Below are 26,655 nucleotides of genomic sequence, written 5' to 3'. Positions count from 1 at the left end.
CAACCGGCCTCAGCAGGCCATCCTCGGCTCGTGGGCCACTCTCGCGGTGGTCCCGGCGGCCGCCCGCTCCCACAGCCGTCCGTCGGCCATGTCGAGAATGCGGCCGGCGTAGCGGCAGTTGTCCTGGTTATGCGTGACGATGACGATCGTAAGCCCCTTGCTGTTCAGGTCCTCGAATACCGACATCACGTTCTCCCCTGTGCGCGAGTCGAGGTTTCCGGTCGCCTCGTCAGCCAGAAGGACCGGGGGCTCATTCACGATCGCCCGTGCGATCGCCACGCGTTGTTGCTCACCCCCCGACAGCTCGTTGGGGAGACGCAGCGCTTTCCCGCCCAGCCCGACAGACTCGAGCGCCTGACCCGCCATTTCGCCTTGCACCTTCTTTCCCAGGCCGGTCACCACCAGCGGGAGCATGACGTTCTCGAGCGCCGACAGGTACGGTATCAGCTGGAGCTGCTGGAACACGAACCCCACGTACTCCCTCCTGAAGTCCGCCCTCCTCTCTTCGTCCAGGGCGTAGACGTCTATGCCGTCGACCACCAGCCTGCCCGCGGTTGGGGTATTCATTGCCCCCAGGATCGACAGCAGGGTGCTTTTCCCCGAACCGGACGGCCCGACGACCGCCGCGAACTCCCCCTGCCCTATGCTGAGGTTGACCGGGTGCAGCGCAACGACCTCTTCGCCGGCGGCGCGGTATCGCTTCGTAACGCCTTCCAGCACTATCAAGCTCAACAGGCATCCCTCCATCACACCCGGCTCAGGGCCTCCGGCTCGCCCGTGGGCCGGGCCGTCAATCAGATAAACCTCAAAGCCTCGGCGGGGTCGATCCGCGACGCGCGCCACGCGGGATACGCCCCCGCGAGCATCCCGACGGCGGCGGCGACGGACAGCGCCACCAGCAGCAGGACGGGGTTCCACGGCACCTGCACGGACGATTCCACCACCCTCGATGTTGCCGCCCGGGCCAGAGCAAGCCCCGAGCCGTACCCGAGTATTCCGCCCGCAAAGCTGAGGAAGGCCGCCTCGCTCAGCATGACGTAGAAGATGTGTGACTTGCGGTAGCCTATCGCCCTGAATATGCCTATCTCCCTCGTCCGCTCATTCACCGAGGAGAGCATCGTGGTCGAGACGGCGAGACCCCCGGCCAGTAACACCACGGTTGAAACGGCCAGTGCGAATGAGCCGAAGCGCTTCACCATGTCCGCCCGCGCCTGCACGCTCTGCTTGAGGGCTGTGACCTTGGCCTCGGGCGCCGCTATCGTGATCTGCGACACGATTTCCTCAATTGGACATGTGTTGCAGTAGGCGCTGACCTCCACAAATGTCAGCCTCTCGCTCTTCCCGAGCATCTGCTGTAAGGCCCCCAGGCCGGCGAACACCAGGTCGTCCTCCTGGCCCCCTGTGGGAGCGAGGATCGATGCCACGGTCATCACCCTGTCGCCGATGTTGATGGGGTCTCCGGCGGACTTCCCCAGGCGTGACGCGGCCTCGCTGCCGAGGACCACGTCACCGGCTTCTGAGGGGCGCTTGCCCTCCAGGTGCCACCATTTCTTCATCTTCAACTCGGCCTCGAAATCGACGCCGACGACCAGTCCGGGCTGCCCCTCGATCTTCTCAGCCCCCACGAGCTTGGGAGCTATGATGTTGATGCTGTCCTTCTGCTCGATGGCGGCTATTTTCTTCACGATTTCCTGGCTGAACTCCGGAGTCCCCACGGTCACGCCTGGAACCGTAATGCCTCCGTACGAGAGGGCCAGCTGCTGGGTCCTCGGTACCACGACTATGTTGGCGCCGTATTCGTCGAGCTTGGCGCCGATCTCGTACTGCATCGCCTGGTTCGCGGACATCAGCGCCACTGCCGTCGCAACCCCCAGCGCCAGGCCGATCATGACCAGGGCAGCCTTACCCTTGCGCCGTCTTACGTTTCCGTACGCAATCCCGATGAGCCTCAACGGTTGACCCTCCTCAGCGCAATTCACGGGGGAATACGCGGATTACGTCTCTCCTCATTAGGACCACCGTCCGTGACTGAAGCATTCTAGACCCGGGGCTTCCACCCGGTGACCGCCGTCTCGTCAATGAGCACCCTGTCGCCCTCAATTGAATTGGGCAGGACATCAGGCGGGTACTCGAGGCAACCGCCTGTCACGCCTTTCAGGGTCTCGAGGTCCCACTGGGAGTAGCACGTCGAACACACGATGTTCTTCCCCTGGATGAAGAACCGCGTCGACTGGCACGGCTCGCACATGCTCACCGCCGTGACGACCTTGCCGGACGGCGCAACGTATGCGAGCAGCGGGAGCTCCTGCTTGCCCTCGTACACGAACCTGATCAGCCCTTTGTCCCGGACAGTCTCCAGCGAGACCGACACCTTGCCCTTTTCGACCCGCGCTTCCACGTCCGCCATTCTGGTCACGGCCTGAGCGGAGGCGCCCTGCCGCGAATTGCCCGCCTGCAGCGGACCGGCCTGAATCCGGGACGAGGGGCGGTCACCGCGGTTAAGGAAGTACCACGTCCCCACCGCGGAGGCGCTTACCATCAGCACCACGATTAGCAGCCCGGCGCCCCAGTTGGACCCGGCGCGTTCTACCCTCGCTCGCTTGCCGGAGAACTGAGTCATCCTACTCCCTCCCGTCGTACTACGCTGCGTAGTATTACAGCGCAAACATATACTACACCGCAAGGGTGTGTCAACAGAGATAGAGTGTCAGCACGAGCACCAGTACAGCCACCGCCGAAGCCCGCCAGGTCTGCAAACGCACCGGTCCGCGCGCCGCGTTCTCATCCGGCGCAAGGAGGCGCCGGATACGGCCTTTTAGACCCTCGCCGGTAGCCGCGACCTCTACCAATACCTTCGGCTGGAGGCGAGTCTCACGCGCCCTGTAGACCTTCAGCAACCCGGAGGCCAGGGCGACCGCGTCGCCGCTCAAGGCCACGGCCAGGTCGTCCGCCGCTTTCTCCCGTTCGACAAGGTACCTGGAAAGCGCGTAGTGAGCCGCCGGCGAAAAGAAGGTCAACGCGCGAAGCACGCCGGCGACGAGGCCCAGGGCGTTGTCATGTCTGGTAATATGGGCTACCTCGTGGGCCAGCACAGCCCTGAGTTCGTCGGGCTCAAGCGCCCCGCACAGGTCCCGCGAGAGGACCACGGATGGGCGGAAGACCCCTATAGTGCAGCACACTCCGTTCAACCTGGTGAGCAGCAGCCTGGGACGTTCGACACCGGCTCCGGCGCAGATCTCCGCCAGGGCTGCGACTGCTGGTTGCGCTGCGCTGCTGGAAACGCTGCCGGAGCCGCCGGAAGCCACGCCGCCGGCGTCGCCGCCGCCAGGCACCTTCCCGGCAGGCGTGGATGTGGATACGAGCCTGTGACACATGATGAGGGTGGCCCCGGTCTGGGCCAGGACGACCAGCAGGCCGGCACCCATGATGGCGAGTCCCGCAAGGCCGAGCCATCTGCCCGCAACGCAGGCGAGGTGCGCCCAATAGGAGATCCCCGGCAGCACGGAGCATTCGCGGGGCGCCACGCTGTGCACCGAGAACGCGAGCACGGGGGCAATCAGCACCCAGGCGAACAGGAGCGCCCTGCAGGCGGGATTCCTGATCGCGAGTAGCCCGACAAGGCCGCTCACGACAGCCAGCCCGAGGAATGAGGCGACGCTCAGGTGCACCATCAGTGAGCCCGGCGTGAACGACATCAGCCCCGCTTCTCCTTTCTGCGCTCTTCGATGATCCTGGCCAGTCTTTCTACCTCTTCACGGTTAGCTTTGCCGGTGCCGCCCAGGAGGTGCGCAATGGCTTTCTCCGAAAAGGCCTCCAGCAGCCCGTCGAGGACCTCGGCAGCAACACTCCCCTCGAATTCGTCGCGGCTCATGGCTGGCTCGTAGTAGTAAACGCCCTCAACCATTTCGCGGTTGAGGAGGCCCTTCTGCGCCAGGCGGCCCATCACGGTCATGACCGTCGTGTAGGCGAGGTCCTTCCGGGACCTCAGGCGATCGTGAATATCTCTTACGGTGCACCGCCCACAGGACCAGACCTCGGTCATGATCTCGGCCTCGAGGCCTCCGAGTACCTTCTCCAGGCCGCGTTCGTGCGGCTTGAACTCGAAGAAGCGGGTCAAGACGGGCCACCTCCTGCCGGTATTCTACCCCAAGCGTCTACTACGGTCAATAGTAGCGCGAGCATTGTCCGTGAAGGGTCGCAGTCCGGTTGGGCAGGATAATCCTTGCGAGTCCCGAACCCTGCTCTCCCGGAGGGATGTGCTTTGGCGGAGAGACTGTACTACGAGGACCCATACCTGACGGAGTTCGAGGCCACCGTCCGCTCAGTCGTGCCCGCCCCCGGCCCCGAGGGCGTAGCGGTCCTGGCCGTGACCCTCGACCGCACCGCGTTCTACCCGGAATCCGGGGGGCAACCGTGGGATCTCGGCGACATCGGCGGCCTGTCTGTGGCCGCGGTGATCGAGGAAGATGGCGAGGTGCTGCACCTCGTCAGGGCAGCCGGGGGTGAAGTCGCAGGCGCGGGCGACGCGGAGGCCCCGGTCCCATTCCGGCCCGGAGACGCCGTCACGTGCCGGGTCGACTTCGAGCGCAGGTTCGACCACATGCAGCAGCACCTCGGGCAGCACATCCTGTCATCGGCGTTCGAGAAGACGCTCGATGCCGATACGGTCGGGTTTCACCTGGGACATGAGTACGTGGCGATAGACCTGAACGCGCATTCGCTCGATGAACGTGATGCCGCACGCGCTGAGGACCTGGCGAACCGGATCGTGTTTGAGAACCGTCGGGTGGCGGCAACGTGGTATTCGCTGGACGAGGCATTGCGGCTCCCGCTCAGGAAGCGCCCCGAGCGCGAGGGGCCAATTCGCATAATCGAGGTGGACGGCTTCGACTACTCGCCCTGTGGGGGTACGCACCCGCGGTGCACGGGAGAGGTCGGTTTGATCAACGTCATCAAATGGGAGCGGGTGCGGTCCGGCGTTCGCCTTTCGTTCGTGTGCGGAAACCGCGCACTGCAGGAGTTCAGGTGGAAGAACGCGCTGGTCAACGCCATCTCGAGGTCACTGTCCGTGGCGCCAAACGAGCTGGACGCGGCGGTTTCACGGCAGGTCCAGCAGGTACAGGCACTGTCAAAAGAAGTGGAGCGGCTCTCGGCGTCAACCATGTCGTACGAGGCCGAGGCCATGCTTGCGAAGCCTGACATCCTGGGGCAGCCGGGCATCCCTCTCGTGGTAGCCAGATCCCTATCTGGAAGGACGTTCGAAGAGGCGAGGGTACTTGCGGCGAAGGTAGCGGCAGCCGGAAACGCGATTGCGCTGCTCGCGACCCCCGGGCCCGAGGGCGTGAGGGCGGTGTTCTCCCGCTCTGACGACGTCGACACTGACATGGGCGCCGTAATGAAGGAGGTCATGGCAGCGCTTGGGGGAAAGGGGGGCGGAACGCCGAAGACGGCTCAGGGCGGCGTCAAGCCGCAGGCAGGGCCGGCCCAGCCTGAGGAGATCGCCCTGCGCCTCATAGCCATGGCCCTCGACGCAGTGAGACGCGCACAGTGAGGAAGTCGCGACCGTAGGGATAGAGGGGGTGTCCCCAGGCTTCCGATTGAAATCATTTATGGCCGCCTCGTGGTCTACCAGACGCTTTGCCAGGGCCAAGCGAAAAGCGTTCATCTTCAGTGGACTCCCTGGGAGCGTACAGTCAACACGTAAATGAGCGGGAATCCAGATCCAAGGCGTCTCGGGGTGGGATAGACTGGCGTAGAGCGCCCAATACTACCTTCTTAGAGGTACAAGAAGGGGTGAAATCGAAATGCCGGATACTCAACAGATAAACCAGTGTATCCAAACGTGTACTCAGGCGGCGAACTCACTGCGGGGCGCGGCTAATGGCGTCAGTGATCCGGGCGTCAGAGACATGCTTACCCAGGGCGCTCACCATGTCGAGCTCTGCATTCGACAGTGCCAAAGCGCGACCCAGATGAGATAGAGCGGTGACAAACGGGCCAAAGGAGAGTGAAGAATGGTGTCCTCCACTCAAGTGATCCAGCAATGCATACAACAGTGCCAACAGACTGCCAGCCAACTCCGAACTATGGCTAATTCCGACACCAATGCACCGGTCAAGACTAATCTGGTAGAGGGAGCGCATCACCTCGACCTCTGTATTGTTGAGTGCCAATACTCACTGCAACAACTCCAAGCTACGGCCCAGTAACCCGAACATGCGGAAAAGCCCCCGTTCGGGGGCCTTCGCTATTCTACATAGTGTGTCAGCCAGGCCCAGGAGACTGTTGGGGGTCAAAGAGGGGAGTTCCTGCCCAAGTCCGCATCGGGGCATCTCCTACATGCTCATCCGGTAGTCGAGTTTACGACCCCCCGTCCCGCGAACCGGCGAGTTCTATCGCGCGCCGCGCCCAGTCGGGGTCTTCGAGCATGGCGCGGCCGATGCCGACAAGGTCTACCCTATCGTACCTGACGAGCCTGTTGGCATAGTCGGGCTCGGTGATCCCGCCCGCGCACAGTACGGGGGCCCCTGCCTCCTTACGGATCGCGGCCGCCAGGGGAATGAAGTAACCGTCCACGCCCTGCAGGAAGTCCGGCCTGGACCCGCAGAACCCGCCCGAGACGTCGAGGAGGTCGACGCCTGCCCGCGCGAGGTCACGCGCCACGGCCACGCTGTGTTCCAGCATGAGACCTCCCTTGACCCCGTCCCAGGCGCCCAGCCTGAATATGAGCGGGTATGCCTCACCCACCGCCGCCCTGACCGCGCGGACAACCTCCATGAGGAGCAGCGCTCGGTTCTCGAGACTCCCGCCGTATTCGTCGCTCCGGTGGTTGGTCAGCGGCGAAAGAAACTGGCTGAGAAGGTACCCGTGCGCCCCGTGGATTTCCACGGAATCGAAGCCGGCGGCAACCGCCCGCCACGCGGCCAGCGCAAACCCCTCGACCACTGCCTCGATTTCCCCTGCGGACATCTCGGCCGGAACGGTTCCGTCCCTCGGGTTCGGAACCGCGGACGGCCCGGCCGGGCGGTACTTCAGGTCGCCGGGCGGATTGGCCGAGCCGCCCGCATGGTTGATCTGGAGGGCAACCGCGGCGCCTTCAGCCTTCACTGCCGAAGCCAAAGATGACAGGCCCTCTACGAGGCCGTCGTGGTGTACGCCGATCTGGTTCGGCCCGAGACGGCCCGCGGGATCGAGGTAAGCGTTTTCCACGATGACAAGTCCGGTCCCGGACGCCGCGCGCCTGCAGTAATGCTCGATCAGTGCCGGCGTTACTTCTCCCGACTCCGTGGCGAGACCGGTAGCCATCGGAGGCATGGCGATCCGGTTGCGTAGCGTGAGACCCTTGAAGGGGAATTCCGAAAGGAGTGAAACCACCCTCACCACCTCCGGTGGGAGTCCTATCTATCGCGAGGGCCGACCCCTATACCGACCTTACGGAGGCCCTGCATCAAGGGGACGCCCACAACCGCCGCCATCAGGGAGAACAGTGATCGCTCCCACGGTGACACGAAGACGAGCGCCTTCCACACTTTCGCGGGGATCCTCAGGAGGAGGAGTCCGAACACGTTGCCGACCGCAGCGGCCCCCACAAACCCCGCGAACGACGCGAGCCAGATGCCGGCTCCCGCCGTGATCGCCCCCGGGGAGGATATGAACTTGCTGCCCCACGTCGAACCCGTGACGGCGGCGGCGATACCGAGGCTGTAGAACACCGCGGGGAAAATCGCGGCCTCGCGACCCACCGGAGACGTGTACCATAGCGCCCAGCCGGCGACGATGACCCCGAGCGCCGGCGCCCACCGCTTCCGCGAGACGCACCCTGAGACGTACGCGTTTGCGGTCCCCACGAGGGGGGTCCATATGCCCAGCCAGGCTGTGTGCGGAGCGATGAACGTCCCCGCTACCTGGGCGATTGCCGCGCAGAGAGCTCCCTTCTCGGGGCCGAAGAATATGCCCGCCAGCGGGATCAGGGCGGACGCGAGGCTGAACGTGCTCCCCGTAAACCAGATCGGGAGGGTCGGGAGAAAACTTGCCGAGACAATCAACGCAGCCCATATTGCGATCACGGCCGGATGTACCCGCGACATGTTACTCAAGTTGCGTCATCTCCTTCTCCTGCATCGTCCTGCTGCGTATTGAGCCGGTATTCTTCCTCTACCTTGTCGGCGAGTTCGCTGACCGTCAGGGAAACCGGCCGGCCTCCGCTGAAAAGGCCCCTGTCCAGCCGAACCACCTGTGGAAGTACTATATCGACCTGGGTAAGGAGGTCCGGAAGCGACATCAGCCACCGCGTTGGGCCGTTCATCCTGATCGCGCCGGATTCCATGACGACGATCCTGGACGCGTTCTCCGCGACGAACTCGAGGTTATGAGTGGCGATGAGCGCGGCCCCACCCATCGTGGCGAACTGCCTCAAGATGTCCGCTATCCGCCTCAACGAGTTGAAGTCCTGCCCCGTCGTGGGCTCGTCCAGCATGAGGACGGGCGGGTTCATGGCCAGAGCGGAAGCCAGCGCCACCCGCCCCCTCATTCCCCTCGAAAGCGCGAGCGGGAACTCTTCCTCCAGCCCCTCCAGCCCAGTGACGCGGATCGCCTCCTGAGTCGCGCGTGCGACTTGCTCCTCGTCGAGCCCCGCGTTCTTCACCCCGAATGCGACCTCGTCGCGCACCGTTCCGGAAAAAAGCTGGACGTCGGGGTTCTGCAGCACGAGTCCCGCCAGGCGCGCGATCTCCGGCACGGACATGGAGGCCGCATCGCGACCGCAAATCTCGACGGTTCCACGATAGGGGTGGAGCAGGCCGGCGATGACCTTGAAAAGCGTCGTCTTGCCGGAACCGTTCTCGCCGACGATGGCTACTATCTCACCGCTCCAGGCCTCGAGGTCTATCCCGGCGAGAGCAGTCACGCCCGGCGAGTAGGAGTACCCGAGGCCTTTAACCCTCAGCACAGGACCCACGTCAGCATCTCCTCTGAAAGAGACCGGCGAGCGTGTCCCTGCATTCGGCGAACCTGACCGGCCGGTCTGTACACGGAAGGCCCCTCGCGTACAGAGACAGCGCCACTCTGATCGTCTGGGGGCGCCCGGTTGTGGAGGCCAGCGTTTCATCGGAAAACACCCTCGCGGGGGTCCCCGTCCCGGCAATCCTTCCACCGCGCAGCACTATTACTTCGTCCGCGAATTCGGCCACGCTGGAAACGTCATTCGTGGCGACCACGATGGTCAACCCCAGTTCGTCCTTCAGTCTCAGTATCGATTTGAATATCGAAACCGCACCCGGCTGGTCTATCTGAGAAGTCGGCTCGTCAAGCACGAGGACTTCCGGCCTCGTGGCGAGTACTGCCGCAATTGCAAGCCTCTGCTTCTGTCCCCCCGATAGCTCCGCGGGGGGTCTGTCCTCCACTCCCTTGAGGCCCACCAGGTCCAGCGCCCAGTCGATCGACGCCAATATCTCGTCTCGCGGCCGGCCCAGGTTCTCCGGACCGAAGGCCACCTCGGAACGGACCGTGTCGGTGAACAGCTGCACGTCGGGGTTCTCGAGCACCATCCCGACCCTCTGTGAAAGCCAGGCCACGGACCGTTCCGGGGTATCGTGCCCGAGCACGCGAACACGTCCCTCCATCCGACCGCCCAGTGCGTGGGGGATTATCCCGTTGAGCAACCTGAGGAGGGTGCTCTTGCCCGACCCACCCTCACCCATCACGGCGACGAGGCGGCCCCGCCCGATCCCTATCGAGACCCCCTCCAGGGCGGGTCTCGGGGCATCGGGGTAGGTGTACGTGACGTTCTCTACTTCGATCGCGTTCACGCCCACACCCCCACCCTGCCCCAAAGGGTCGCGGAGAGTGAGACAGCGAGCACGAGTGCGACGAATACCCAGTCGAGAGGCTTCATGGATATGTCGGTTACGTACGTCCGCTGCTCGTTCACGCCGAACGCTCTGGAGTCCATGGCCACGCCCATGAGATGCGCCTTTCGCATGCAGCTCACGCCGAGGGGCACCGCGATTGAGGCGTACCCTTTCAACCGGCCCACAAGGCCACCCGCGTGGAACCTCGTCGAGCCCCTCAGCAGGTGCGCTTCGATTATCGATTCGGCCTCGCAGGTGATCGACGGCACCTGGTTGAGCGCCATTGTAGTGAGGAACGCGGTCTGGTACGGGAGGCCGAGCTTGACGAGTCCGAGGGCGAGAACCCCCGCCTGGGTAGTGGCCGTGAGCAACGGCAGCGACAGTACCAGTATCGCCAGCCTGGACACCGACAGGAGGCCCCAGCGTACGCCCTCGGCGGTGATCCTGCCGGCCCCCCCGACAAGTGGGACCCACGAGGGGGTCAACGGTGAAACCACGGGCGTAACGCCAGGATAGAACAGCGATTGCATGAGGAACAGGAGGAGGCCCACCGTCCCCGCCAGCCGAGCGTACCTCCTGGCAAGGCCGGTGGGAAGCCTGCCGGCCACCCATAACAGGATGATGAACGCGAGGAGCATCGCGGCCGCGTCCAGGCGGGATACCGCAAACGTGGCCACACTGATGAGCGTTACCGAGATTATCTTGACCCTCGGGTCGAGGTGCTGCAGGAATCCGCGCCGTCCCGCCCGTGAGGCGATCACCATCCACGCACCTTCCTGCCCAGCCGGCATCAAAAACCGATCCGCCGTGCGGACCGGTCGCCGGTAATTATGTTATACTGAGCCGGTCAAAACACCGGTGGGGTAATTGCCATTACGAAAACCAGTTCTCCGGTTCCCTCGTTGGTTACTCTGTGCGGAATCGAGCCGAAATAATAGATGCTGTCGCCTGGTTCAAGGTGGAAGACACTGGCTCCCACATCGATCCTGGCTTGTCCTTCAAGAACGAGGATACACTCCTCACCCGGGTGAGTCAATGGAGTGTCGCAGGTGGCGCCGCTTACGGCCAGATTGCCCATGACCATCTCTATCTTCCTGTTGAGGTCCGGTGACAGGAGCTCGTAAGTGAGTCTGGATTCCGGCAACCGCAGGACCTTCCTCGAATTCCTGCGCACCACGGGACTCTGATCGTCGGCATCCATCAGGAAGTAGAATATCGGGACTTCGAGGGCCTCCGCTATTTTTCGGAGCGACGTGATCGACGGCTCGGCGAGATCCCGTTCCACCTGGCTCAGGAAACTCGCGGTGAGCCCCGTTTTCTGCGCCACGTCCCTCAGGCTCAATTCTTTCTCAAGCCTCTTGGCCCTGATGCTGCCGCCGAGCATTCTTCCCCCTCCATTAGACCGGTCGCGAGTGCTCGTCGCGGACGAGCAGGTTCTGGCTATGGTTTCTATGTTGCGCCTGTTTCTCCTGCACCAAGGGCGTTTAGGGGGAATGCCCTGCCCCCGTGCGGTTTCACATCGTCGAGATGACCCGCCTCGCACGCGATGTGCGGAAGGCCACGCTCTCACAAAGCGCGTCCCGCACCGCTTTCGCCAGGTCCGGAACCCTGTCGCGACCCACACCGGCCGCTCGCAGCACCGCCTCGTCGAGGCGGGCGCGGTCGGGCATCGCAGCCTCTTCCCGGGCGGGCAGCACGTCCCTCCGCAGCATTTCCCGGAAAGCCTCCACGATGCGGTCCGTCTCCAGCCACGGGATCGCCCCAGGATGAGGTATGAGGAACTCGCAGACCTCGTACACCTTTGTGTCGAGGGGACCACCTCCACCCCCGTACGTCCTGCACGACTGCTCCGCCTGGAGGGCTACAATGCTGGAGTTGAGGACCGCCGCGAGGACCATGGGGTCGACCCCTTTCGCGGGGTAGACTCCGTAGAGCCGGGCATCCACCTGCGCACCGCAGTTGACGGCCGCGAAGAAGCGCTCGCGGATAGTCATCGCCCAGACTACCGGCGGCGAGGCGGGCATCCTCAACGACCACCACGGCGACCTGGCCGCGCAGGTCGGCCTCCTGTTGAAACCCCGTTCTTCGCCCCACATGACGAGCGCTGCCGGTCCCCCGCACCCCGGGTGCCCGCGACTCTGCGCGTCCCCGCAGTCACGCAGCGACCCGGGACTCAACGCGAGAACCCTGTACCGAAGGGTGTCGGGCCTGGCCATGTACCCCGACACCTCGCGCGGCGACTTGATGAGGGGGCGCAGCATCGCCGCGGGGATCTGGAAAACGGGTCCCTCCCCGCGCACGCCCGAAGGCTTCACCATCCGGAGGCGGCCCCCGCAACGACCTGGGCCGTTCTCCGGCCCGCCTCGGGCGTCGCCCAGGTCGATCACATAGAAGAAATCGTTCGCCCCCGTAGTAAACCCCCTCTTGACCGTGGCGACGTCACCGAGCCTGCAAAGATTCCGGCCGTCATCGTAGAGCTCCCGGAGCGGCGCGGGGTGAAAGACGCACCCCCACTTGCCCGCGCCGAGCCCGCGGCAGTCGGCAAGCGTGAGATCGAAGAGCCCTCGGGCGCCGCCGGGTTCGCTTCGAGCGCCGGAGTCAAGCGCCCCGGCCAACGAGCCCCACCCCTGGTCCGCCAGCGGTTGCATCAGTCTGACGAACGCCGTGGGCTGGGATGCGGGAGGGCACGCCGCGGCGGGTTTTCGGAGCAGCACTATGCCTGCGTCCACGCTGGCTTGCGGGAACCACCGCTCCACCTCGGACCGGATCACGGCTATCACCTCGAACCGCTCGACCAGGAACGAGGAAAACTGCGCGCCGTACCCGACGTACATCCATGCCGTGGGACAGATGACGGCCGCAACGCCGCCCTTACGGAGTAGCCGCTCGAGCAGGCCGAAGAAGTAGACATAGAGGTCGGACCGCGCGGAGAACCCGGGGAACTCGCTTTGCAGGCGGGATTTTACGCCCCCGGGGATGAATTCGTGCCTCACGTAGGGAGGATTGGCGAGAACGATGTCGTAGCCACCGGCCCGCGCCGGGCCGCCCGCGTTACCAGATCCGGAGCCTCCCCACAGAAGGCTGTCCCCGCACTCGACGTTGACGGAGATGTCGAACGGGCAACTCCCATCCCCGGACGCGACGAGCCAGAGGGCGTGCCGGCACGCCGCGACGGCCACGGGATCCGAATCGACCCCGAACAGGTTTTCCGCTACTATTCTGCCGGAAGACGTCCCGGCGGGAGAGAGCCTGCGGAGTTCGTCAAGGGCTCCGAGGAGGAACGCGCCCGACCCGCACGCGGGATCGAGAATCCGGATCCTGCTCAACAGCGCCTGCAAGCCGGACGGCAGTGGATCGGGCGTCCCGCCGCCAACCCATTCCGCCAGGTAGTCGCGGGCGCCGTTACCGGCACCGTCGTGCAAATGAGCCCACAGCGCAAGCCGAGCCATCAGCCTCACCGCCGCGGGGGCGGTGTAGTACGCGCCCTTGAGCCGCCTGCTCCGGCGGCCGCCGCAGGACTCCGCGAGGATCGCCAGGTCCGCGGCGCCGTCACCCCCATCCCAGACACTCAGGGCCGACTCCGGCGGGAGGCCGAGCGCTGGGCCGTCGAGCGGGGTCGTGGACGGGCCCCTTCCCGATAGGAGCAAGTTCGCGATTTCGAAGCGAGGCATCCGGTGAAATCCCGGCGCGAGGCGGCAGATGTCTCCAGCAGGGCCGGCGCAAGTGGAAGCGCTACCCGCGCCGCGCCCGCAGATGATCGTGCAGTCCGCGACACGAGACATCAGCCGCAGGAACCGCGCCCTGATGGCAAGCAATGCCTCCGCTTCGGGGGTGGTCAACCGCAGCCCCCCGCTCATTCGAGTACCCGCTCCGACTTGGATATCCTCATGGCCACCATCGTGGCGACGGCGTCCGCCACCTCAGCGGCAAGCGCCTGCGCCCGCGCAGGTGGATACCCTGCGAGCGTGAGGACGAGCTCGTCGAGTTCGCGCCTGTCCTGCTGCAGCACCTCTTCGCGGATGTCGAGGAGCGGGCGGCCGAGGAGCCTGTTCATCGCGGCCCTGAGGCTGTCCAGTCCGTCGCTGTCCAGGCGCCTCAGGTCAAGGACGGGGAGTTGCTCTACCTCGTAAATCTTGATATCGAGTAGCGGGAGGCTTCCGGTCATAGGGCGGCCCGACACCTCGGTGAACAGCCACGTGAGCGTGGCATTGACTGCGGCCGCCAGGGCGAGCACGTCCACCCCCACGCGCGCCTCGATCCCGTACAGGCGGGCGTCGAATATCGTCCCCCGCGGGCACAGCACGGCGCCCATGCGACTCCCCCACGACATGGCGTACAGGATGCCGGCGGGGGGAGAGCTGAGGCGATACCACGGATTCCTCGAGCGGCACGTCGGCCTGGAGGAGTATCCCGCCATCTCCCCGCGCCTTATGTACTCGCGCGCGAAGGGAGGAAGGTCCGCCTCATCCGGAGGCGTCGCGAACGCTCTGATGCGGAGGCCCTCCGGGCGAACGCGGTATCCCTTCACCTCGCGCAGGGACTTCACGGCCGGGGTGAGACACGAGGATTCGAGGGCGAAAACCCTGTTGCGGTCGAAGCCGGAGACGGGCTGTACCGCGCGGAGTCCGGAGCGCGACGCCCGGCCGTCGAGCTCGCCGATGAATCGCGTTCCCGCGGCCGTCTCGCTCACGTCCCTCAGGTAGAAGAACTCGTTCGCCCCTGTCTTGGTCCCGAACGAGACGGTAGCGAGGTCGCCGAGTCGGCACAGGCGCCCGCCTGTCGCCTCCATCAGCGCGAAGTACGGCTCGGGGGCCCTCAAATAGGTCCCCCATTTCTCCGCCGGATCGAGGAGTCGTTGCGCCACCGCGCGGGACGAGACGATCGAAAGCGGTTCGCCCCCCAGTCCGCCACCGGCCCGCGCGAACCGCGCCACTCCGAGACGAGCCCCCGCGGCGTTCTTCCGCAACACCACGACCTGGGCATTGACGGACGCGCCGTGGAACCACCGTGCGTCGTCGGAAGCGATGATGTCCTCGATTTCGAACCGGTCCAGCATGAACTCCTTCACGCACTTCCCGTACGCAACGTCCAGCCAGGACACAGGGCACACAATCGCGGCCACGCCGCCCTCCTTCAGGAGAGCGGCCGCTAGCGCGAAGAAGTAGACATAGATGTCACAGCGGCCGCTGAACCCCGGGTAGGCCCGGGTGAGCGCGGCCTTGCGCTCGTCCCCGATGAGCTCCTGCCTCACGTACGGCGGGTTGGCCACGAGTATGTCGAATGAACCCTGCTCGCCGGGCCCCGACGACCACCAGCCGGGTGGCTCCAGAAGGCTGTCACCATGGTAGACAGGGGCTACCGCCGGCTCACCCACGCCCGCGCCTGCCAGGCTGTATAACCAGGACGCCGCCCGTGCGGAGGTGACGCACACGGGGTCCACATCTACCCCCGTCATTCGCCGTACGGCTGCCTGACGGAAGGCCCTGCCGTCGTCCCCCGACCTGTTCGCCATCTCGGAAGCCATCGCCAGGACGAAAGCCCCGCCGCCCACGGCGGGGTCGACAATCGTGGGAAGGGAACCACTTTCACGGAATCGCGCCTGGTCCCGGTCCTCGCCCGCGCACCACGCATCGAGGGCTAGCGAGCACATGTACCGCGCCAGAGCCGGCGCCGTACTTACGGCGCCTTTCTCCCTGGGGCCGAAATCGGGTGTGAGCGAGGCGATCGTCCATGCCCACGACTCGGGGCAGGTGAACAGCGTGCGGTCATCGAGCCATGCCCAGTGGCCCGCTCGCGTGACCGGCCCGCCGGTATGGACGCCGTTGTGGATTCGCGGCGGCCGGACCTCGTATGCGCAGGCAAACCGCCTGCACACGCCATAAATCAGCGAAGCCCATTCCTCCGCCGTGGCCGTCGCCAGGCCCTGCTTCAGGAGGGTCTCGATTGTCCTCCGCGCGTCCTCCAGGTCCAGGACCTCCAGCTCATTGGATCGCCGCCGTCGTTTTTCGTGCAGATTCGCCAGCATGGGTGCAATTACCTACATGGACAATACTGGTTCCCCAGGTATAGAATGATCACTCGGCGGGAGTTGATTCCTTGGACGATTCCTTGGATATTGAGAGAGCAGTCGAATCGAGGGCGCCCGGGCTTCTCAAGGGCGGTGGGTTCACCGGTTACGCATCAGCGTTCCTGGCGGGTTCGGTCTGGGGTACTACCGGGCTGTTCGTGCGTTTCCTCCAGGGCTCCGGGATGGACGCACTGTCCATCGTCCTCTGGCGTACGGCGATCTCCTCACACGGCTTGCTCCTGTTCTTCCTCCTATTCAACCGCCGGATGCTGAGCGTCGAGCGCCGTGACATCCCGTTCGTCGTGATGACGGGCGTGTTCAGCGTGGTGCTCACTCAGTACACGTTCATCTACGCAGTGACTCACACGAGTCTGGCCATAGCGGTGATACTGAACTACACCGCGCCGCTCTTCGTCACCCTGATCTCGCGCGTGGTGTTCGGTGAGCCTATCACCCTGAGGAAGGCCGGGGCGTTGTCGATCTCGGCTGCAGGACTGGTGCTGATACTCGGCCTCTATGACCCACCCGCCATCGGGAGCGGTTCGACGGTCGCATTCGTGGTGGGTCTGGCGTCCGGATTTTTTTACGCGGTCCAGTCCCTGATGTCCAAGAAGCTCGTATCGAAGTACCACCCGCTCACCGCCAACGCGTGGGCGATGTGCGCGGGGGGTTGGGCGCTATTCGCCGTCGGCCGGCTTAGCGGGACCCCGATGACGGTGCCGGCCAGCGCGCCGGCGCGGGTGGCGATGGCGCTGTTCGCCATGGGTCCTGGGACACTGGCGTTCTACTTCTTCCTTTCGAGCCTCCGATCGATCCACACCAGCCATGCCTCGATAATGGCGATGATCGAGCCTGTCTCCGCCGCCCTGCTCGGGTTCGTATTCCTTGGAGAGCCCCTCGCCCCCCCACAGGTGGCCGGGATGACGGCCGTACTCGTGGCCATAGTCCTAGTGTCCACCGAAAGGCAGCGCGCCGAGCCAGCGCTGGATAGTCCCGCGCGATAGATCACCCGCCGGCGGCCGGCCGTGTAGTGGCAGCCGGTCGTGCGGTGGTGGTCCTCCGTGTGCCTGTCGCAGGCCGAGTGTCTGTGGCCGGCCGTATGCCGGCAACCGACTCAAGTACCACGCTGGAAAGCGGGGCAAGCGAGCCCGCGTCTCCAGTCCCCGTGAGGACCGCCGCGCGCACACACATGCCGGCATTCGCCGCCGCGATCATGTCGCTGGGTGAATCCCCCACGTAGGCGCACCGCTCGGGTGAAACGCCGAGGATGGTACACGCCTTGAGCAGGGGTTCCGGATCGGGTTTTGATCGCGAGAAGTCTTCCGAACCCACTATCGCCTTCACGAGATCCCGTATGCCGGCGCACTCCAGCATGCGCTGTGACCTCTCGCGGCTATCGGTGGTGACCACGGCGGTGACGACCCCGGCATTCGCCAGTGAGCGCAGGGAACCGGCGACCCCGGGGAGCAAAGCGGTAACGCGCGAGATGTCTATCTCCCTCTCGGCCCGCTCGTAGGCCTCGACCGCGATGCGGCGCGCCCTTGTCCACGGGAATCCCGCCAGGTAGAGGCCTGTTGCGACTGCGATGGCCTCGTCGCGCCAGGTCGCCAGTGCGAGCGGCCCGGACCTGTCCGCAACCCCTGTTTCCGGTTCAAACCCCATCGCTTTAGCCGCCAAGGATACGGCGCCGGGCGCGGCGCCCGAGAGGGCGATCAGCCGCAGCCGCTCACGCCCGAGCTCCTTCCACAGGGCGACCGCATCGAACAGCGTCCCATCCTTGTCGAACAACACCGCGTCGACATCCGTGGAAATCCCACCGAAAACCACGAGTGGCATTCACGGCCCCCTCCTCCACAAACACAAAATCGTTCGGCGTCGTCCAGTCCCTGGAGCTAGCACAAATCCGCCGGGGCGAAACACAGCGCCGCCCCGCCGATTATACCAGCGTCGGGTCCCAGGGCGGCACTCTCCACCCGGACCCCCGCGTCAACAGGCAGTAGAGTCTTCATCTCCCGTATCGCGGGTTCGACGATTGCATCCCACGCGGCGGCCATCGCTCCACCGAGCACGATGACATCCGGGTCCAGGACGCACGCTACATGGGCGAGCCCGATACCGAGGTACTGGCCCGCTTCGCGGATGATTCTCGCCGCCTCCGCGTTCCCCTTCCGGGCAGCATCGAACACCTGCTTCGCGCCCGCCTCCCGCTGTATGCCCGGGACACCTGCCTCGATAGCCCGTCTCACTATCGCGGAGCCGGACGAAACGGCCTCGAGACAGCCCTTCCCTCCACAACCGCAAGGTTCACCGCGAGACCCGCCGCTGGGCGCCACCTTGAGGTGGCCTATCTCCCCCGCCAGGCCGTAAGCGCCTCGGAATACCTTCCCGTCCACGACGATGCCACCGCCAATACCTGTACCGAGGGTAATGCACACTGCCACCTTCGCACCGCGGGCGGCCCCCGCGCTCCATTCGCCGAGCGCCGCGAGGTTGGCGTCGTTCTCGATGAGCACCCGCTCCGCGCTCACCGGAAGTCGCGCAGCGGTAATCGCGGAAACCAGAATGGGTTGTATGTCAACGTCCCGCCAGCCGAGGTTCGGGGCCACTGTAACCCTGCACCCTGGCCACCGGATGAGTGCGGGTACGCCTATGCCTACTCCCGAGAGTTGAAAGGCTCCGACCGCACTTGCGCTATCACGGAAATCGCCCAGACACCCGCTGAGGACCTTCGCGACGGCGGCGGCCACGTCTCCGGGTCCGCGCGCCTCTCCGAGCGGGGCGTACCAGCGCGAAACGATGTTCCACCCCCGGGGGTCGACAATGCCTGCCGAAACATGCGACCCGCCGATATCCACGCCGGCGGTCAGTACCCTCACAGCGCACACCCCCATCCTCAATTAGTAGTCCCGGGCCCTATCTTCCCCCCAAAACCCGGGCCGGCGTGCGGCCACACGATCATGCCGGTCAGCGCGCTGTTCTTTGTGAGGCCCTTCCAGTACAGGCCCAGCAGGAACGCCGGCGCCACCTGTATCAGCACTTCGAACTTCAGTGTGAAGATCTCGAGCAGTGTCCAGCGCGGGTTCCAGGCGACGAACATCAGGACGCACACCAGCACTATTCCCGCGATCTTCCCCCAGACGACCTTCTGTTGCTCGCTCGCCTTCGGGTTGATCGCCTTGCCGTATACGTCGTTGGATATCAGCGACGACAACGACAGTATCACCGAGTCGGTGGTCGACATGATCGCCGCCACGATGCCGAAGAACATGACCATCATTGCCCAGTAGTTGAACGTGGATTTTGCAGCGATGGCGTTGGCCATGAGGCCGACGAGCTGCTCCGACTGCATCTTGTTGAGGCCCGGGAACGCCTTAGTCCCGATGATACCTATTATGAACACGACGCCGGTGGTCACGAACGGCATCCAGGCCATCCTCATGAGCGACTTCTTGAGCGTGCGCTCGCTCTCGGCGGCGTAAATGCGCTGGATGGCATGCGGATACACCGCCGCGCCGACCATGATCAGGATGAGCATGCTCAACCAGTTGATGGACGTGGTCACCGGCGGCACCGCTACCTTGGCCGGTGCCTTGGCGGCGAGTTCCGCAGTAGCCGCAGGGAGGGAACCGAAGTTCACCCACGCCAGGATGAGGAACCCGAATATGCCGCCCAGTAGCACGAAACCGTTGATGACATCGGCCAGAGCCACGGCCTTCATACCGCCAAGCCACTCATACACCAACATAACCAGCACCAGGAAGACAACTCCCCAGGTATACGGGATGACCCCCGCCGTGAGGCCGGATATGGCTTGGCCCATAGCCACCAGTTGTTCCAGGAGGTAGTTGAGCAAGCCATAGGCCATCAGCAACGTGGCCACGAACGTCACAGGGCGGCACTGAAACCTCGCGTCGAACCAGTCGGACGGCGTGACATCAGATTAGTGAACTCCTTGAATCCAAGCATGTCACCCAAGGCCCCGGCGTAGGTCCCCGTCTCCCGGAGGAACTCGAGTGCCCTCTGCATGGCCTTTGTAGCCGTGAGCAGGAGCCCTATCGGGAATATAACCAGCTTGTAGCCCATGCGCTCGAGTTCCGCGACGGGCAGCATAGGGGTCTTCCCGCCCTCGGCCATGTTGGCTATCAGGGGGGCCTTTATGGTCCTGGCGGCGGTCTCGAGCTCGTATACACTCAGCGGCGACTCGAGGAATATCATGTCTACGCCGGCTTCGGCGTAGGCCGACGCGCGATCGAGCGCTTCCTCGAAACCGATTACGGTCCTCGCATCCGTCCTCGCTATGATCACAAAGTCCGGGTCCTGCCGCGAATCCGTAGCGGCCTTGATTTTGTCGATGAACTGAGCTGCGGGGATAACCTGCTTGCCATCCATGTGCCCGCATCGCTTGGGAAGCGACTGGTCCTCCAGGTGGCATCCAGCCACGCCCGCCCGTTCGTATTCTTTGATCGTCCTGTATACGTTGATGGGGTTGCCGTAGCCGTTGTCCGCGTCGGCTATAACGGGTATTCCGACCGCGGCCGCCATGCGCGACGCGTGCCTGACCATTTCCTCCATCGTCAGAAGGCCGAAGTCGGGCGCCCCGAGCACGGAGGCTGAGGCGCCGAAGCCGGTCATGTAGATGGCCTCGAACCCCGCCTGTTCGATGAGCTTCGCCGACAGCGAATCGTACGCCCCGGGGGCTACAACGATCCCCGGCCTCTTGAGGAGCTTCCTTAAACGCGCCGTCGACTTCTCCACCTTCATCCCTCTTGCCGCGCCTTGAGCTGCTGCTTGGCGTATTCCACAAGCCCGCCTGCGCGGATGATGCCCTGTACCAGTGGCGGGAAGCCCGCGGCCTTGTACGCCTTGCCTGTCGTCAGGTCTTTGACCTCGCCCGACGCCATATCGGCCTCAACCTCGTGGCCCTGCTCGATTGCCTTTGCGGCTTCCGGGCTCTCGAATACCGGGAGGCCGATGTTTATGCAGTTCCGGAAGAATATCCGGGCGAACGACGCGGCGATCACAGCCGAGACCCCCACGGCTTTGAGGGATATGGGGGCGTGCTCCCTTGAACTGCCACAACCGAAGTTTGTGCCACCGATCACCACGTCACCCTTTGCCATTTTCCGGACGAACTCCTTATCGATCCCCTCCATGCAGTGCTTCGCGAGTTCCTGTGGCTCGACGATGTTGAGGTAGATACCGGGGAGTATCTGGTCGGTGTCGACGTTATCGCCGAACTTCCACGCCTTGCCGCGGATCTTGATGCTGTCATGGACCATGCTATGACACCTCCCCCGGATGGGCTATGCGGCCCAGGATTGCGGACGCGGCAGCGACCGCGGGATTGGCGAGGTATAGCTCGCTCTTCTCGTGCCCCATCCGCCCCACGAAGTTGCGGTTAGTGGTGGAAACGCATCTTTCGCCCGCGGTAATCGCGCCGGTGTGGCCTCCAAAGCACGGCCCGCACGTGGGCGCGGATATCGCCACACCCGCCTCCGCGAGCGTCTGGATAATGCCCTCTTTCAGTGCCTGGAGGAACACGCGCTGGCTCCCCGGCACCGCGAGCGCGCGCACCCAGCGGTCGACTTTCTTACCCTTGAGCACCTCAGCGGCTACCCTGAGGTCGTTCAGTCTCCCGTTGGTGCACGAACCGATAACCACCTGGTCGATCTTGACGTCCTTGAGCCTGCTGACGGGTACCACGTTGGAGGGGATGTGGGGCGCCGCCACCTGCGGCTCCATGTCGCCGACCTGGAACTCGAGTATCTTGAAGGCGGGCGCGCCGGGGTCGCCACGCACCGGTCCCCACTTCATGGGACGTGCGTACTCGCTCTGCGCTTCTTTTACGTACTCCTCGGTGGACTCGTCGGGTTCCACGATCCCCGCCTTGCCGCCGGCCTCGATCGCCATATTGCACATGGTAAAGCGCCCGTCCATGTCGAGTTGCCTCATGGCTTCCCCGGCGAACTCCAGCGCACAGTAGAGGGCCCCGTCCACACCGATTCTGCCAATTACGGCCAGGACCAGGTCCTTGCCCCCAACCCACTTCGGGAGATTGCCGTTAAATACGCACCTGATCGTCTCGGGGACCTTGAGCCAGATCTTCCCAAGGGCCATGGCTCCGGCCAGGTCGGTCTGCCCGACGCCGGTCGAGAACGCCCCTAGCCCCCCGTACGTCGTGGTATGTGAGTCGGCGCCGACGATCAGGTCACCCGGCCTCACGATGCCGAGCTCGGGCAACACGACGTGCTCGATCCCGTAACCGCCGTCGAAGAACCTCCTGATGCCCTGCTTCTTCGCGAACTCCCGCGCCTTTTGGCACATCGTCGCGGACCTGATGTCCTTGTTTGGAGTGAAGTGGTCCATGACGAACACGACCCTGTCGGGGTCGAACACCTTGTCAGCCCCCATCTTCGCCATCTCCTCGATGGCGGGCGGAGCCGTCACGTCATTGGCCATCAGCACGTCGGGAGCGACCTCGACGATGTCACCCGGCTTTACGCTGTCCTTGCCGGCGTGAATCGCGATGATCTTCTCGGAAATCGTCATGGGTTCGCTCATTCTTCTCACCTCCGCATCAAAGGGTGTTAGTAGTAGTCAGCCCTTCCTGTACCTGCTTTCCAGTTCCCTGAACTCGGGAAGCCCAACCAGGTTGTTGAACTCGGGGAACGGCAGCATGTTGGGGATCGCGCCCTCGGTCGTGCCCGTACGCTTCAGTTCACCGACGCAGTCCTGGACGGCCTTCGCGGCCGCGTAAAGCGTTGCAAGCGGGAAGATCGCCATCTTGTACCCGAGGTCCTCGAGCTCTCTGGTGGTGAGCAGAGGGGTCTTGCCGTGCTCGATCATGTTCGCCATGAGCGGCGCCTTGACTTCACGCGCCACCCTCGCAAGCTCATCGCGGCTTTGCGGCGCCTCGACGAATATCACGTCCGCGCCCGCGTCCAGGTACACCTTCGCCCTGCGGATGGCATCGTCGAGCCCGTTTACGGCGCGCGCATCAGTACGAGCGATGATGATGAAGTCGGGATCCTTCCTGGCATCAACGGCGGCGCGCAGTTTCTGCACCATCTCGGCCGTGTCTATAACCTCTTTGCCTTCCATGTGACCGCACCGCTTGGGGTTGACCTGGTCCTCGAGCTGGATGGCCGCCACGCCCGCGCGCTCGAATTCCACGATGGTCCTGCGCACGTTGATTGCATTTCCGTATCCCGTATCGCCGTCCGCTACAACAGGAACGCTCACCGCCTGGGCCATCCGCGTGGCGTGGTCGGCCATCTCCGTGAGCGTAAGGAGCCCGAAGTCCGGTGCTCCCAGGATGTCGGCAGACGCCCCGTAACCCGTGAGGTACACCGCAGGGAATCTAGCCTTCTCTATCACCTTGGCCGAGAATGCGTTGAACGCCCCGGGGGCAACCACGATCCGGTCCCCCGACAGCAGCTTCTTGAGCTGCGTGGTCGGCCGTAGACCACCTTTGGTCAATTGAGACCCTCCTTGGAAGACGGTTACTGGTAGGTGAAGCACGCACGCGCTGTCGCGCTCTCCGGCCCTGGCCCATGCAAGAGGTGTGCCGTACGGCTTCCGGTCACCCTGCGTCCAGGCAGCGGCGGGAGATTTTAGGAATGAGGTCCTGCGCGGCGTTGTTGCACTGCGTTTCACGGACTGTTACACACGGTTTCAGCAGCGTTACGCGGTGGTGGCCAACCTCTTGATCTTCCGCCACAGAGTGGTCCTGCTGACCCCGAGAAGGTCGGCCGCCTTGCCCACCCTGCCCCCCGCTTTCTCGAGCGCCTCCTCGACAAGGCGCCTTTCCGCTTCGGCCAAGCCGTTCGCGCGGCGACCCCATAGGGCGGGGGCGGCCGACGCCTCACTGGCGGCTTTGCCGGCGGTTACCGGGTCGACCGCGACGCTTAACGGGCTCGCGGTGGCGTTCTCGGATATGAGATGCTCGGCGACTGCGGCAAGCTCCGCGGGTGTGAGGGCCTTGTCCTCCAGTACAACCAGCAGGCTGTCGAGGCAATTCTCGAGCTCCCTGACGTTGCCAGGCCAGGGGTAGCGCATCAACACCTTAGAGATCGCCGTCAAGTGAGGGCCACTGGTGAGTTCCATGTTCGCGCCGCTCCTGCGCTCGATGAACCTCGATACAAGCGCCGGGACGTCCTGGATCCTGTCCCTGAGCGGAGGAATGTTCAGCCTCAGGACGTTCAGCCTGTAATAGAGGTCCTGGCGGAAGCGCCCGCGGGCGACGTCGACGGCGAGGTCTCTGTTGGTCGAGGCAACGATCCTCACGTCAACGGGTACTACATAGGTCCCTCCGACTCTCATGACCTCTCTTTCCTGGATGACGCGGAGCAGCCGCGCCTGCAGGGAAGGCGAGAGTTCTCCGATCTCATCGAGGAAGATCGTGCCCCTGTGAGCGATCTCGAAAAGCCCCTCCTTGCCGCCTTTCCTGGCCCCGGTGAAAGATCCCTCCTCGTATCCGAAAAGCTCGCTCTCGAGCAGCGATTCGGGGAGCGCCGCGCAGTTGATGGCGACGAACGGTCCCGTGTTACGCCTGCTGGCGTTGTGTATTCCCTGGGCAAACATTTCCTTGCCCACTCCGCTCTCGCCGGTTATGAGCACCGTCAGATCCGAACAGGCGTACCTCTCGGCGCGGCTTACTACCCGCTTCATGACGTCGCTCTCGCACACGACGTCGGCCAGGGTCGTTTTCGCAACGAACCCCTTCCTGTGCGAGAAGCGCCTGGCCTCGTCCGTCGCCCGTTGAATGCTGGCCACGTCCTGGAACGTGGCCACCACGCCCATGATCTCGCCACGGGCCTCGATGGGCACGCGGTTGGTGATGATCTTGACGTCCCCGACCTGCTGCAGGCGGTTAAGTTCGGGGCGGCCGGAAACCAGGACGTCCATGATGCGGGTGTTCTCGATGACCTCGCTGGCGACGCGCCCGAGAACCTTCCCCGAGGGGATACCCAGGATCTTCTCCGCAGACCTGTTGAACAGGGTTATTCTTCCGTCCCTGTCGGTGGCCATAATCCCGCCGTATGCGAAGTTCAAGATCGCCCTGAGTCGCTCGGCTTTCTCGATCTCCTTCTTGCGCGTGAGGGCTATCTCGTGAGCCGTGCGGATCGAGTCGACCAGGCTCTCTCGCGAGTAAACGAGGACAGGGGCGAGGCCCGTCTTTTCCGCGATCTCGCAGGCCAGGCTTGCCCCGACGACGGAGCGACAGCCCAGTGACTTGAGATCGCCGATTTTCCGCTCCAGATCGGTGACACTGGAGTAGACGACCTCGACGACTTCCGCCTTGACCAGGTCCAGCACCCCCGCGAGGCCCGCAATAGGTTCCTTGTATGAGACGACCGCCACGAGTCCGCCAAGCCTTGAGCCTTCCCTGATCCCCTGCAGCAGGTCGAGCCCGCTGATGGTTATCGTCACCACGGGCGACTGGACCACCTTGCGGATGACGTGCGCGTTGGCGCTACCGCTTATGAAGACGTCGGCCGCTCCCTGCTCCTCGAGACCCCTGGCAAGCGCAGCCGCCTCATCGAGGAGGGCGTCGTAAACATCGACTTCGACCAGCGGGCGAAGCTCCTCGGGAAGGGCCATGGACCTGAACAACTGAGACACCCTGCTGTATCCCATTACCGCAATCCTGGATCTCAAAGCCGTCACTCCCGTCCAGCGGTGTGGTCTGCGACTATCTTTCAACTATGAAACACCCGAAACCTTCCTGAAACACAGCAAAGGCGCGCATGGTTGCGCGCCCCTGCCGGTACTTGCTGGACAGCCGCCCGCTACCTCATGCCCCCGGGCTGGGGTCCTTTAACACCGCCCGTCACCCCGCCACCTGCTCCACCGCCGGCGCCTCCCGTCATGCCCCCGCCGATGGTGCCGCCGGCTCCGCCGCCGGTAGTCGCGCCGCCGAATCCACCGGTTGTGCCTCCCACGCCGCCGGTGGCTCCCGCAGCGCCGACCCCGCCGAACTGGCCGGGCTGGGTCCCGATACCCGTCTGGGCGCCCATCACTCCCGGCTGGAACCCGATGCCCGAGAACACCCTCTGGGCGTCGGACTCAAGCTGCTTCCTGGCCTGGTTGATCTGATTCGCGTCAGCGGGCTGTGGACTCTCGTACCAGCCGCGGGCCTGCATCACGTTGAACAACTTGCTCAGGTTGTTCTGCTCGTCCCTGTAAAGGTCGAGCAGGTCCCTCTTGAGGTTCTCGGTCGCCGCCTCTGTAATGAAGGTGTGATAGGTCGAGTTCAGGTACTTCAGGTGAATCAGCGCATCCCACGACAGTGATTTGTCGTCTGCCGGCATTTGCCTCGACACGATCTTGCCCCCTTTCTAGGAAACCTGGGGTCCTCCGCCCAGGTGCTTGATTATGGTCTGGTAGTGACGCTGGTGGGCAGCCTGGAGATCCTGGCAGACCCTCTTGAGTTCGGGGTCGTTGCACTCCTGGGCCACGGCATTGAACTTCTGCACACCGCTAATGATGCTGGACACGGTATCCTGGCAGTTCAGCATCTCCCTCTGCGTCAGGCGGGTATTCATCGACTCACCTCCCGGAGATCCTGGTATGGTTTCTCCGGGTATTATTGGGCAAACCGGCCGTTTCTAATCGGGTAGGAGGCGGAGTTGCCCCCGCCGTCCTCCCACACCACCGGACATGCGGTTCCGCATCCGGCGGTTCATGAAACACATTGGATATAGTGTAGATGATCGAGCAGTGACACGAGTCCCATCT

General features: G+C 64.2%; 25 protein-coding genes. 2 read left to right on the top strand and 23 right to left on the bottom strand.

The genetic code is table 11. The features are described 5' to 3' along the window. Positions 1 to 9 precede the first annotated feature (9 nt). The 5 genes from HPY55_15440 to HPY55_15420 form a co-directional block, all read right to left on the bottom strand. On the bottom strand, positions 10 to 732 hold the full coding sequence (locus HPY55_15440; GenBank protein NPV71999.1) for an ABC transporter ATP-binding protein: 723 nt from the start codon (positions 730 to 732) through the stop codon (positions 10 to 12). Between the two features lie 62 nt (positions 733 to 794). Further along, entirely contained in the window at positions 795 to 1,952 is a 1,158-nt protein-coding gene (locus HPY55_15435; GenBank protein ID NPV71998.1) for an ABC transporter permease, read from the bottom strand. 86 nt (positions 1,953 to 2,038) lie between these two features. Beyond that, positions 2,039 to 2,620 (bottom strand): DUF2318 domain-containing protein, encoded by a 582-nt coding sequence (locus HPY55_15430; protein ID NPV71997.1) that lies wholly within the window; start codon positions 2,618 to 2,620, stop codon positions 2,039 to 2,041. 70 nt (positions 2,621 to 2,690) lie between these two features. Beyond that, positions 2,691 to 3,695, bottom strand: coding sequence for a M56 family metallopeptidase (locus HPY55_15425; protein ID NPV71996.1), 1,005 nt, complete (start codon positions 3,693 to 3,695; stop codon positions 2,691 to 2,693). Continuing rightward, positions 3,695 to 4,117, bottom strand: a complete 423-nt coding sequence (locus HPY55_15420) for a BlaI/MecI/CopY family transcriptional regulator (GenBank protein ID NPV71995.1) — start codon at positions 4,115 to 4,117, stop codon at positions 3,695 to 3,697. The genes HPY55_15425 and HPY55_15420 overlap by 1 nt, the downstream gene beginning before the upstream one ends. Positions 4,118 to 4,261: 144 nt before the next feature. Between HPY55_15420 and HPY55_15415 the strand changes: the two genes are divergently transcribed. Beyond that, on the top strand, positions 4,262 to 5,551 hold the full coding sequence (locus HPY55_15415) for an alanyl-tRNA editing protein (protein NPV71994.1): 1,290 nt from the start codon (positions 4,262 to 4,264) through the stop codon (positions 5,549 to 5,551). An 809-nt stretch (positions 5,552 to 6,360) separates the two neighbouring features. Here the strand turns inward: HPY55_15415 and HPY55_15410 are convergent. The 8 genes from HPY55_15410 to HPY55_15375 form a co-directional block, all read right to left on the bottom strand. After that, positions 6,361 to 7,374: an NADH:flavin oxidoreductase gene (locus HPY55_15410; GenBank protein ID NPV71993.1), complete on the bottom strand. Its 1,014-nt coding sequence runs from the start codon at positions 7,372 to 7,374 to the stop codon at positions 6,361 to 6,363. A gap of 23 nt (positions 7,375 to 7,397) precedes the next feature. After that, on the bottom strand, positions 7,398 to 8,087 hold the full coding sequence (locus tag HPY55_15405; GenBank protein NPV71992.1) for a hypothetical protein: 690 nt from the start codon (positions 8,085 to 8,087) through the stop codon (positions 7,398 to 7,400). Positions 8,088 to 8,092: 5 nt separating this feature from the next. Beyond that, positions 8,093 to 8,956: an ABC transporter ATP-binding protein gene (locus HPY55_15400; GenBank protein NPV71991.1), complete on the bottom strand. Its 864-nt coding sequence runs from the start codon at positions 8,954 to 8,956 to the stop codon at positions 8,093 to 8,095. Between the two features lies 1 nt (position 8,957). Continuing rightward, positions 8,958 to 9,806 (bottom strand): ATP-binding cassette domain-containing protein, encoded by an 849-nt coding sequence (locus HPY55_15395; protein NPV71990.1) that lies wholly within the window; start codon positions 9,804 to 9,806, stop codon positions 8,958 to 8,960. Then, on the bottom strand, positions 9,803 to 10,612 hold the full coding sequence (locus tag HPY55_15390; protein ID NPV71989.1) for an energy-coupling factor transporter transmembrane protein EcfT: 810 nt from the start codon (positions 10,610 to 10,612) through the stop codon (positions 9,803 to 9,805). Before HPY55_15390 ends, HPY55_15395 begins: the two co-directional genes overlap by 4 nt. Before the next feature lie 83 nt (positions 10,613 to 10,695). Continuing rightward, positions 10,696 to 11,232 carry a cupin domain-containing protein gene (locus HPY55_15385; GenBank protein ID NPV71988.1) on the bottom strand — a complete coding sequence of 179 codons (537 nt, stop codon included), beginning with the start codon at positions 11,230 to 11,232 and terminating at the stop codon, positions 10,696 to 10,698. A 130-nt stretch (positions 11,233 to 11,362) separates the two neighbouring features. Next, the gene (locus HPY55_15380; protein ID NPV71987.1) at positions 11,363 to 13,705 is read right to left on the bottom strand and encodes an N-6 DNA methylase; all 2,343 of its coding nucleotides are present in this window, start codon (positions 13,703 to 13,705) and stop codon (positions 11,363 to 11,365) included. Next, positions 13,702 to 15,873, bottom strand: coding sequence for an SAM-dependent DNA methyltransferase (locus HPY55_15375; GenBank protein NPV71986.1), 2,172 nt, complete (start codon positions 15,871 to 15,873; stop codon positions 13,702 to 13,704). Before HPY55_15375 ends, HPY55_15380 begins: the two co-directional genes overlap by 4 nt. A 71-nt stretch (positions 15,874 to 15,944) precedes the next feature. Here HPY55_15375 and HPY55_15370 point away from each other — a divergent pair, with 71 nt between their 5' ends. Next, positions 15,945 to 16,919 carry an EamA family transporter gene (locus HPY55_15370; protein ID NPV71985.1) on the top strand — a complete coding sequence of 325 codons (975 nt, stop codon included), beginning with the start codon at positions 15,945 to 15,947 and terminating at the stop codon, positions 16,917 to 16,919. 1 nt (position 16,920) lies between these two features. Here the strand turns inward: HPY55_15370 and HPY55_15365 are convergent, their stop codons facing one another. The 10 genes from HPY55_15365 to HPY55_15320 all read right to left on the bottom strand — a co-directional run bounded on the left by HPY55_15365 (position 16,921) and on the right by HPY55_15320 (position 26,462). After that, the gene (locus tag HPY55_15365) at positions 16,921 to 17,751 is read right to left on the bottom strand and encodes an HAD family hydrolase (protein ID NPV71984.1); all 831 of its coding nucleotides are present in this window, start codon (positions 17,749 to 17,751) and stop codon (positions 16,921 to 16,923) included. 56 nt (positions 17,752 to 17,807) lie between these two features. Then, on the bottom strand, positions 17,808 to 18,791 hold the full coding sequence (locus HPY55_15360; protein ID NPV71983.1) for an ROK family protein: 984 nt from the start codon (positions 18,789 to 18,791) through the stop codon (positions 17,808 to 17,810). Between the two features lie 17 nt (positions 18,792 to 18,808). Next, positions 18,809 to 19,804 carry a hypothetical protein gene (locus HPY55_15355; GenBank protein NPV71982.1) on the bottom strand — a complete coding sequence of 332 codons (996 nt, stop codon included), beginning with the start codon at positions 19,802 to 19,804 and terminating at the stop codon, positions 18,809 to 18,811. Continuing rightward, positions 19,801 to 20,676, bottom strand: a complete 876-nt coding sequence (locus HPY55_15350; protein NPV71981.1) for an isocitrate lyase/PEP mutase family protein — start codon at positions 20,674 to 20,676, stop codon at positions 19,801 to 19,803. Before HPY55_15350 ends, HPY55_15355 begins: the two co-directional genes overlap by 4 nt. After that, positions 20,673 to 21,179, bottom strand: coding sequence for a 3-isopropylmalate dehydratase small subunit (locus tag HPY55_15345; protein ID NPV71980.1), 507 nt, complete (start codon positions 21,177 to 21,179; stop codon positions 20,673 to 20,675). The genes HPY55_15350 and HPY55_15345 overlap by 4 nt, the downstream gene beginning before the upstream one ends. A gap of 16 nt (positions 21,180 to 21,195) precedes the next feature. Next, positions 21,196 to 22,464, bottom strand: coding sequence for a 3-isopropylmalate dehydratase large subunit (locus HPY55_15340; protein NPV71979.1), 1,269 nt, complete (start codon positions 22,462 to 22,464; stop codon positions 21,196 to 21,198). Positions 22,465 to 22,512: 48 nt separating this feature from the next. Further along, positions 22,513 to 23,394: an oxaloacetate decarboxylase gene (locus HPY55_15335; GenBank protein NPV71978.1), complete on the bottom strand. Its 882-nt coding sequence runs from the start codon at positions 23,392 to 23,394 to the stop codon at positions 22,513 to 22,515. A gap of 204 nt (positions 23,395 to 23,598) precedes the next feature. Next, positions 23,599 to 25,575 (bottom strand): sigma 54-interacting transcriptional regulator, encoded by a 1,977-nt coding sequence (locus tag HPY55_15330; protein NPV71977.1) that lies wholly within the window; start codon positions 25,573 to 25,575, stop codon positions 23,599 to 23,601. Positions 25,576 to 25,706: 131 nt separating this feature from the next. Then, positions 25,707 to 26,240, bottom strand: coding sequence for a spore coat protein (locus tag HPY55_15325; protein ID NPV71976.1), 534 nt, complete (start codon positions 26,238 to 26,240; stop codon positions 25,707 to 25,709). Between the two features lie 15 nt (positions 26,241 to 26,255). Beyond that, positions 26,256 to 26,462, bottom strand: a complete 207-nt coding sequence (locus HPY55_15320) for a spore coat protein (protein NPV71975.1) — start codon at positions 26,460 to 26,462, stop codon at positions 26,256 to 26,258. Positions 26,463 to 26,655 lie beyond the last annotated feature (193 nt).

The organism is Bacillota bacterium, from assembly GCA_013178305.1.
Lineage (GTDB): Bacteria > Bacillota > Sulfobacillia > JABLXB01 > JABLXB01 > JABLXB01.
This window is presented reverse-complemented; position numbering and strand designations above follow the sequence as displayed.

Bases quoted from the DNA above. Each gene is read 5' to 3' on its own strand.
- HPY55_15430 (NPV71997.1), bottom strand. From the start codon at position 2,620: ATGACTCAGTTCTCCGGCAAGCGAGCGAGGGTAGAACGCGCCGGGTCC.
- HPY55_15350 (NPV71981.1), bottom strand. From the start codon at position 20,676: ATGAAGGTGGAGAAGTCGACGGCGCGTTTAAGGAAGCTCCTCAAGAGG.
- HPY55_15405 (NPV71992.1), bottom strand. From the start codon at position 8,087: ATGTCGCGGGTACATCCGGCCGTGATCGCAATATGGGCTGCGTTGATT.
- HPY55_15385 (NPV71988.1), bottom strand. From the start codon at position 11,232: ATGCTCGGCGGCAGCATCAGGGCCAAGAGGCTTGAGAAAGAATTGAGC.
- HPY55_15380 (NPV71987.1), bottom strand. From the start codon at position 13,705: ATGAGCGGGGGGCTGCGGTTGACCACCCCCGAAGCGGAGGCATTGCTT.
- HPY55_15340 (NPV71979.1), bottom strand. From the start codon at position 22,464: ATGACGATTTCCGAGAAGATCATCGCGATTCACGCCGGCAAGGACAGC.
- HPY55_15365 (NPV71984.1), bottom strand. From the start codon at position 17,751: ATGCCACTCGTGGTTTTCGGTGGGATTTCCACGGATGTCGACGCGGTG.
- HPY55_15320 (NPV71975.1), bottom strand. From the start codon at position 26,462: ATGAATACCCGCCTGACGCAGAGGGAGATGCTGAACTGCCAGGATACC.
- HPY55_15390 (NPV71989.1), bottom strand. From the start codon at position 10,612: ATGGTGATCGCCTCACGGGCGGGACGGCGCGGATTCCTGCAGCACCTC.
- HPY55_15425 (NPV71996.1), bottom strand. From the start codon at position 3,695: ATGTCGTTCACGCCGGGCTCACTGATGGTGCACCTGAGCGTCGCCTCA.
- HPY55_15375 (NPV71986.1), bottom strand. From the start codon at position 15,873: ATGCTGGCGAATCTGCACGAAAAACGACGGCGGCGATCCAATGAGCTG.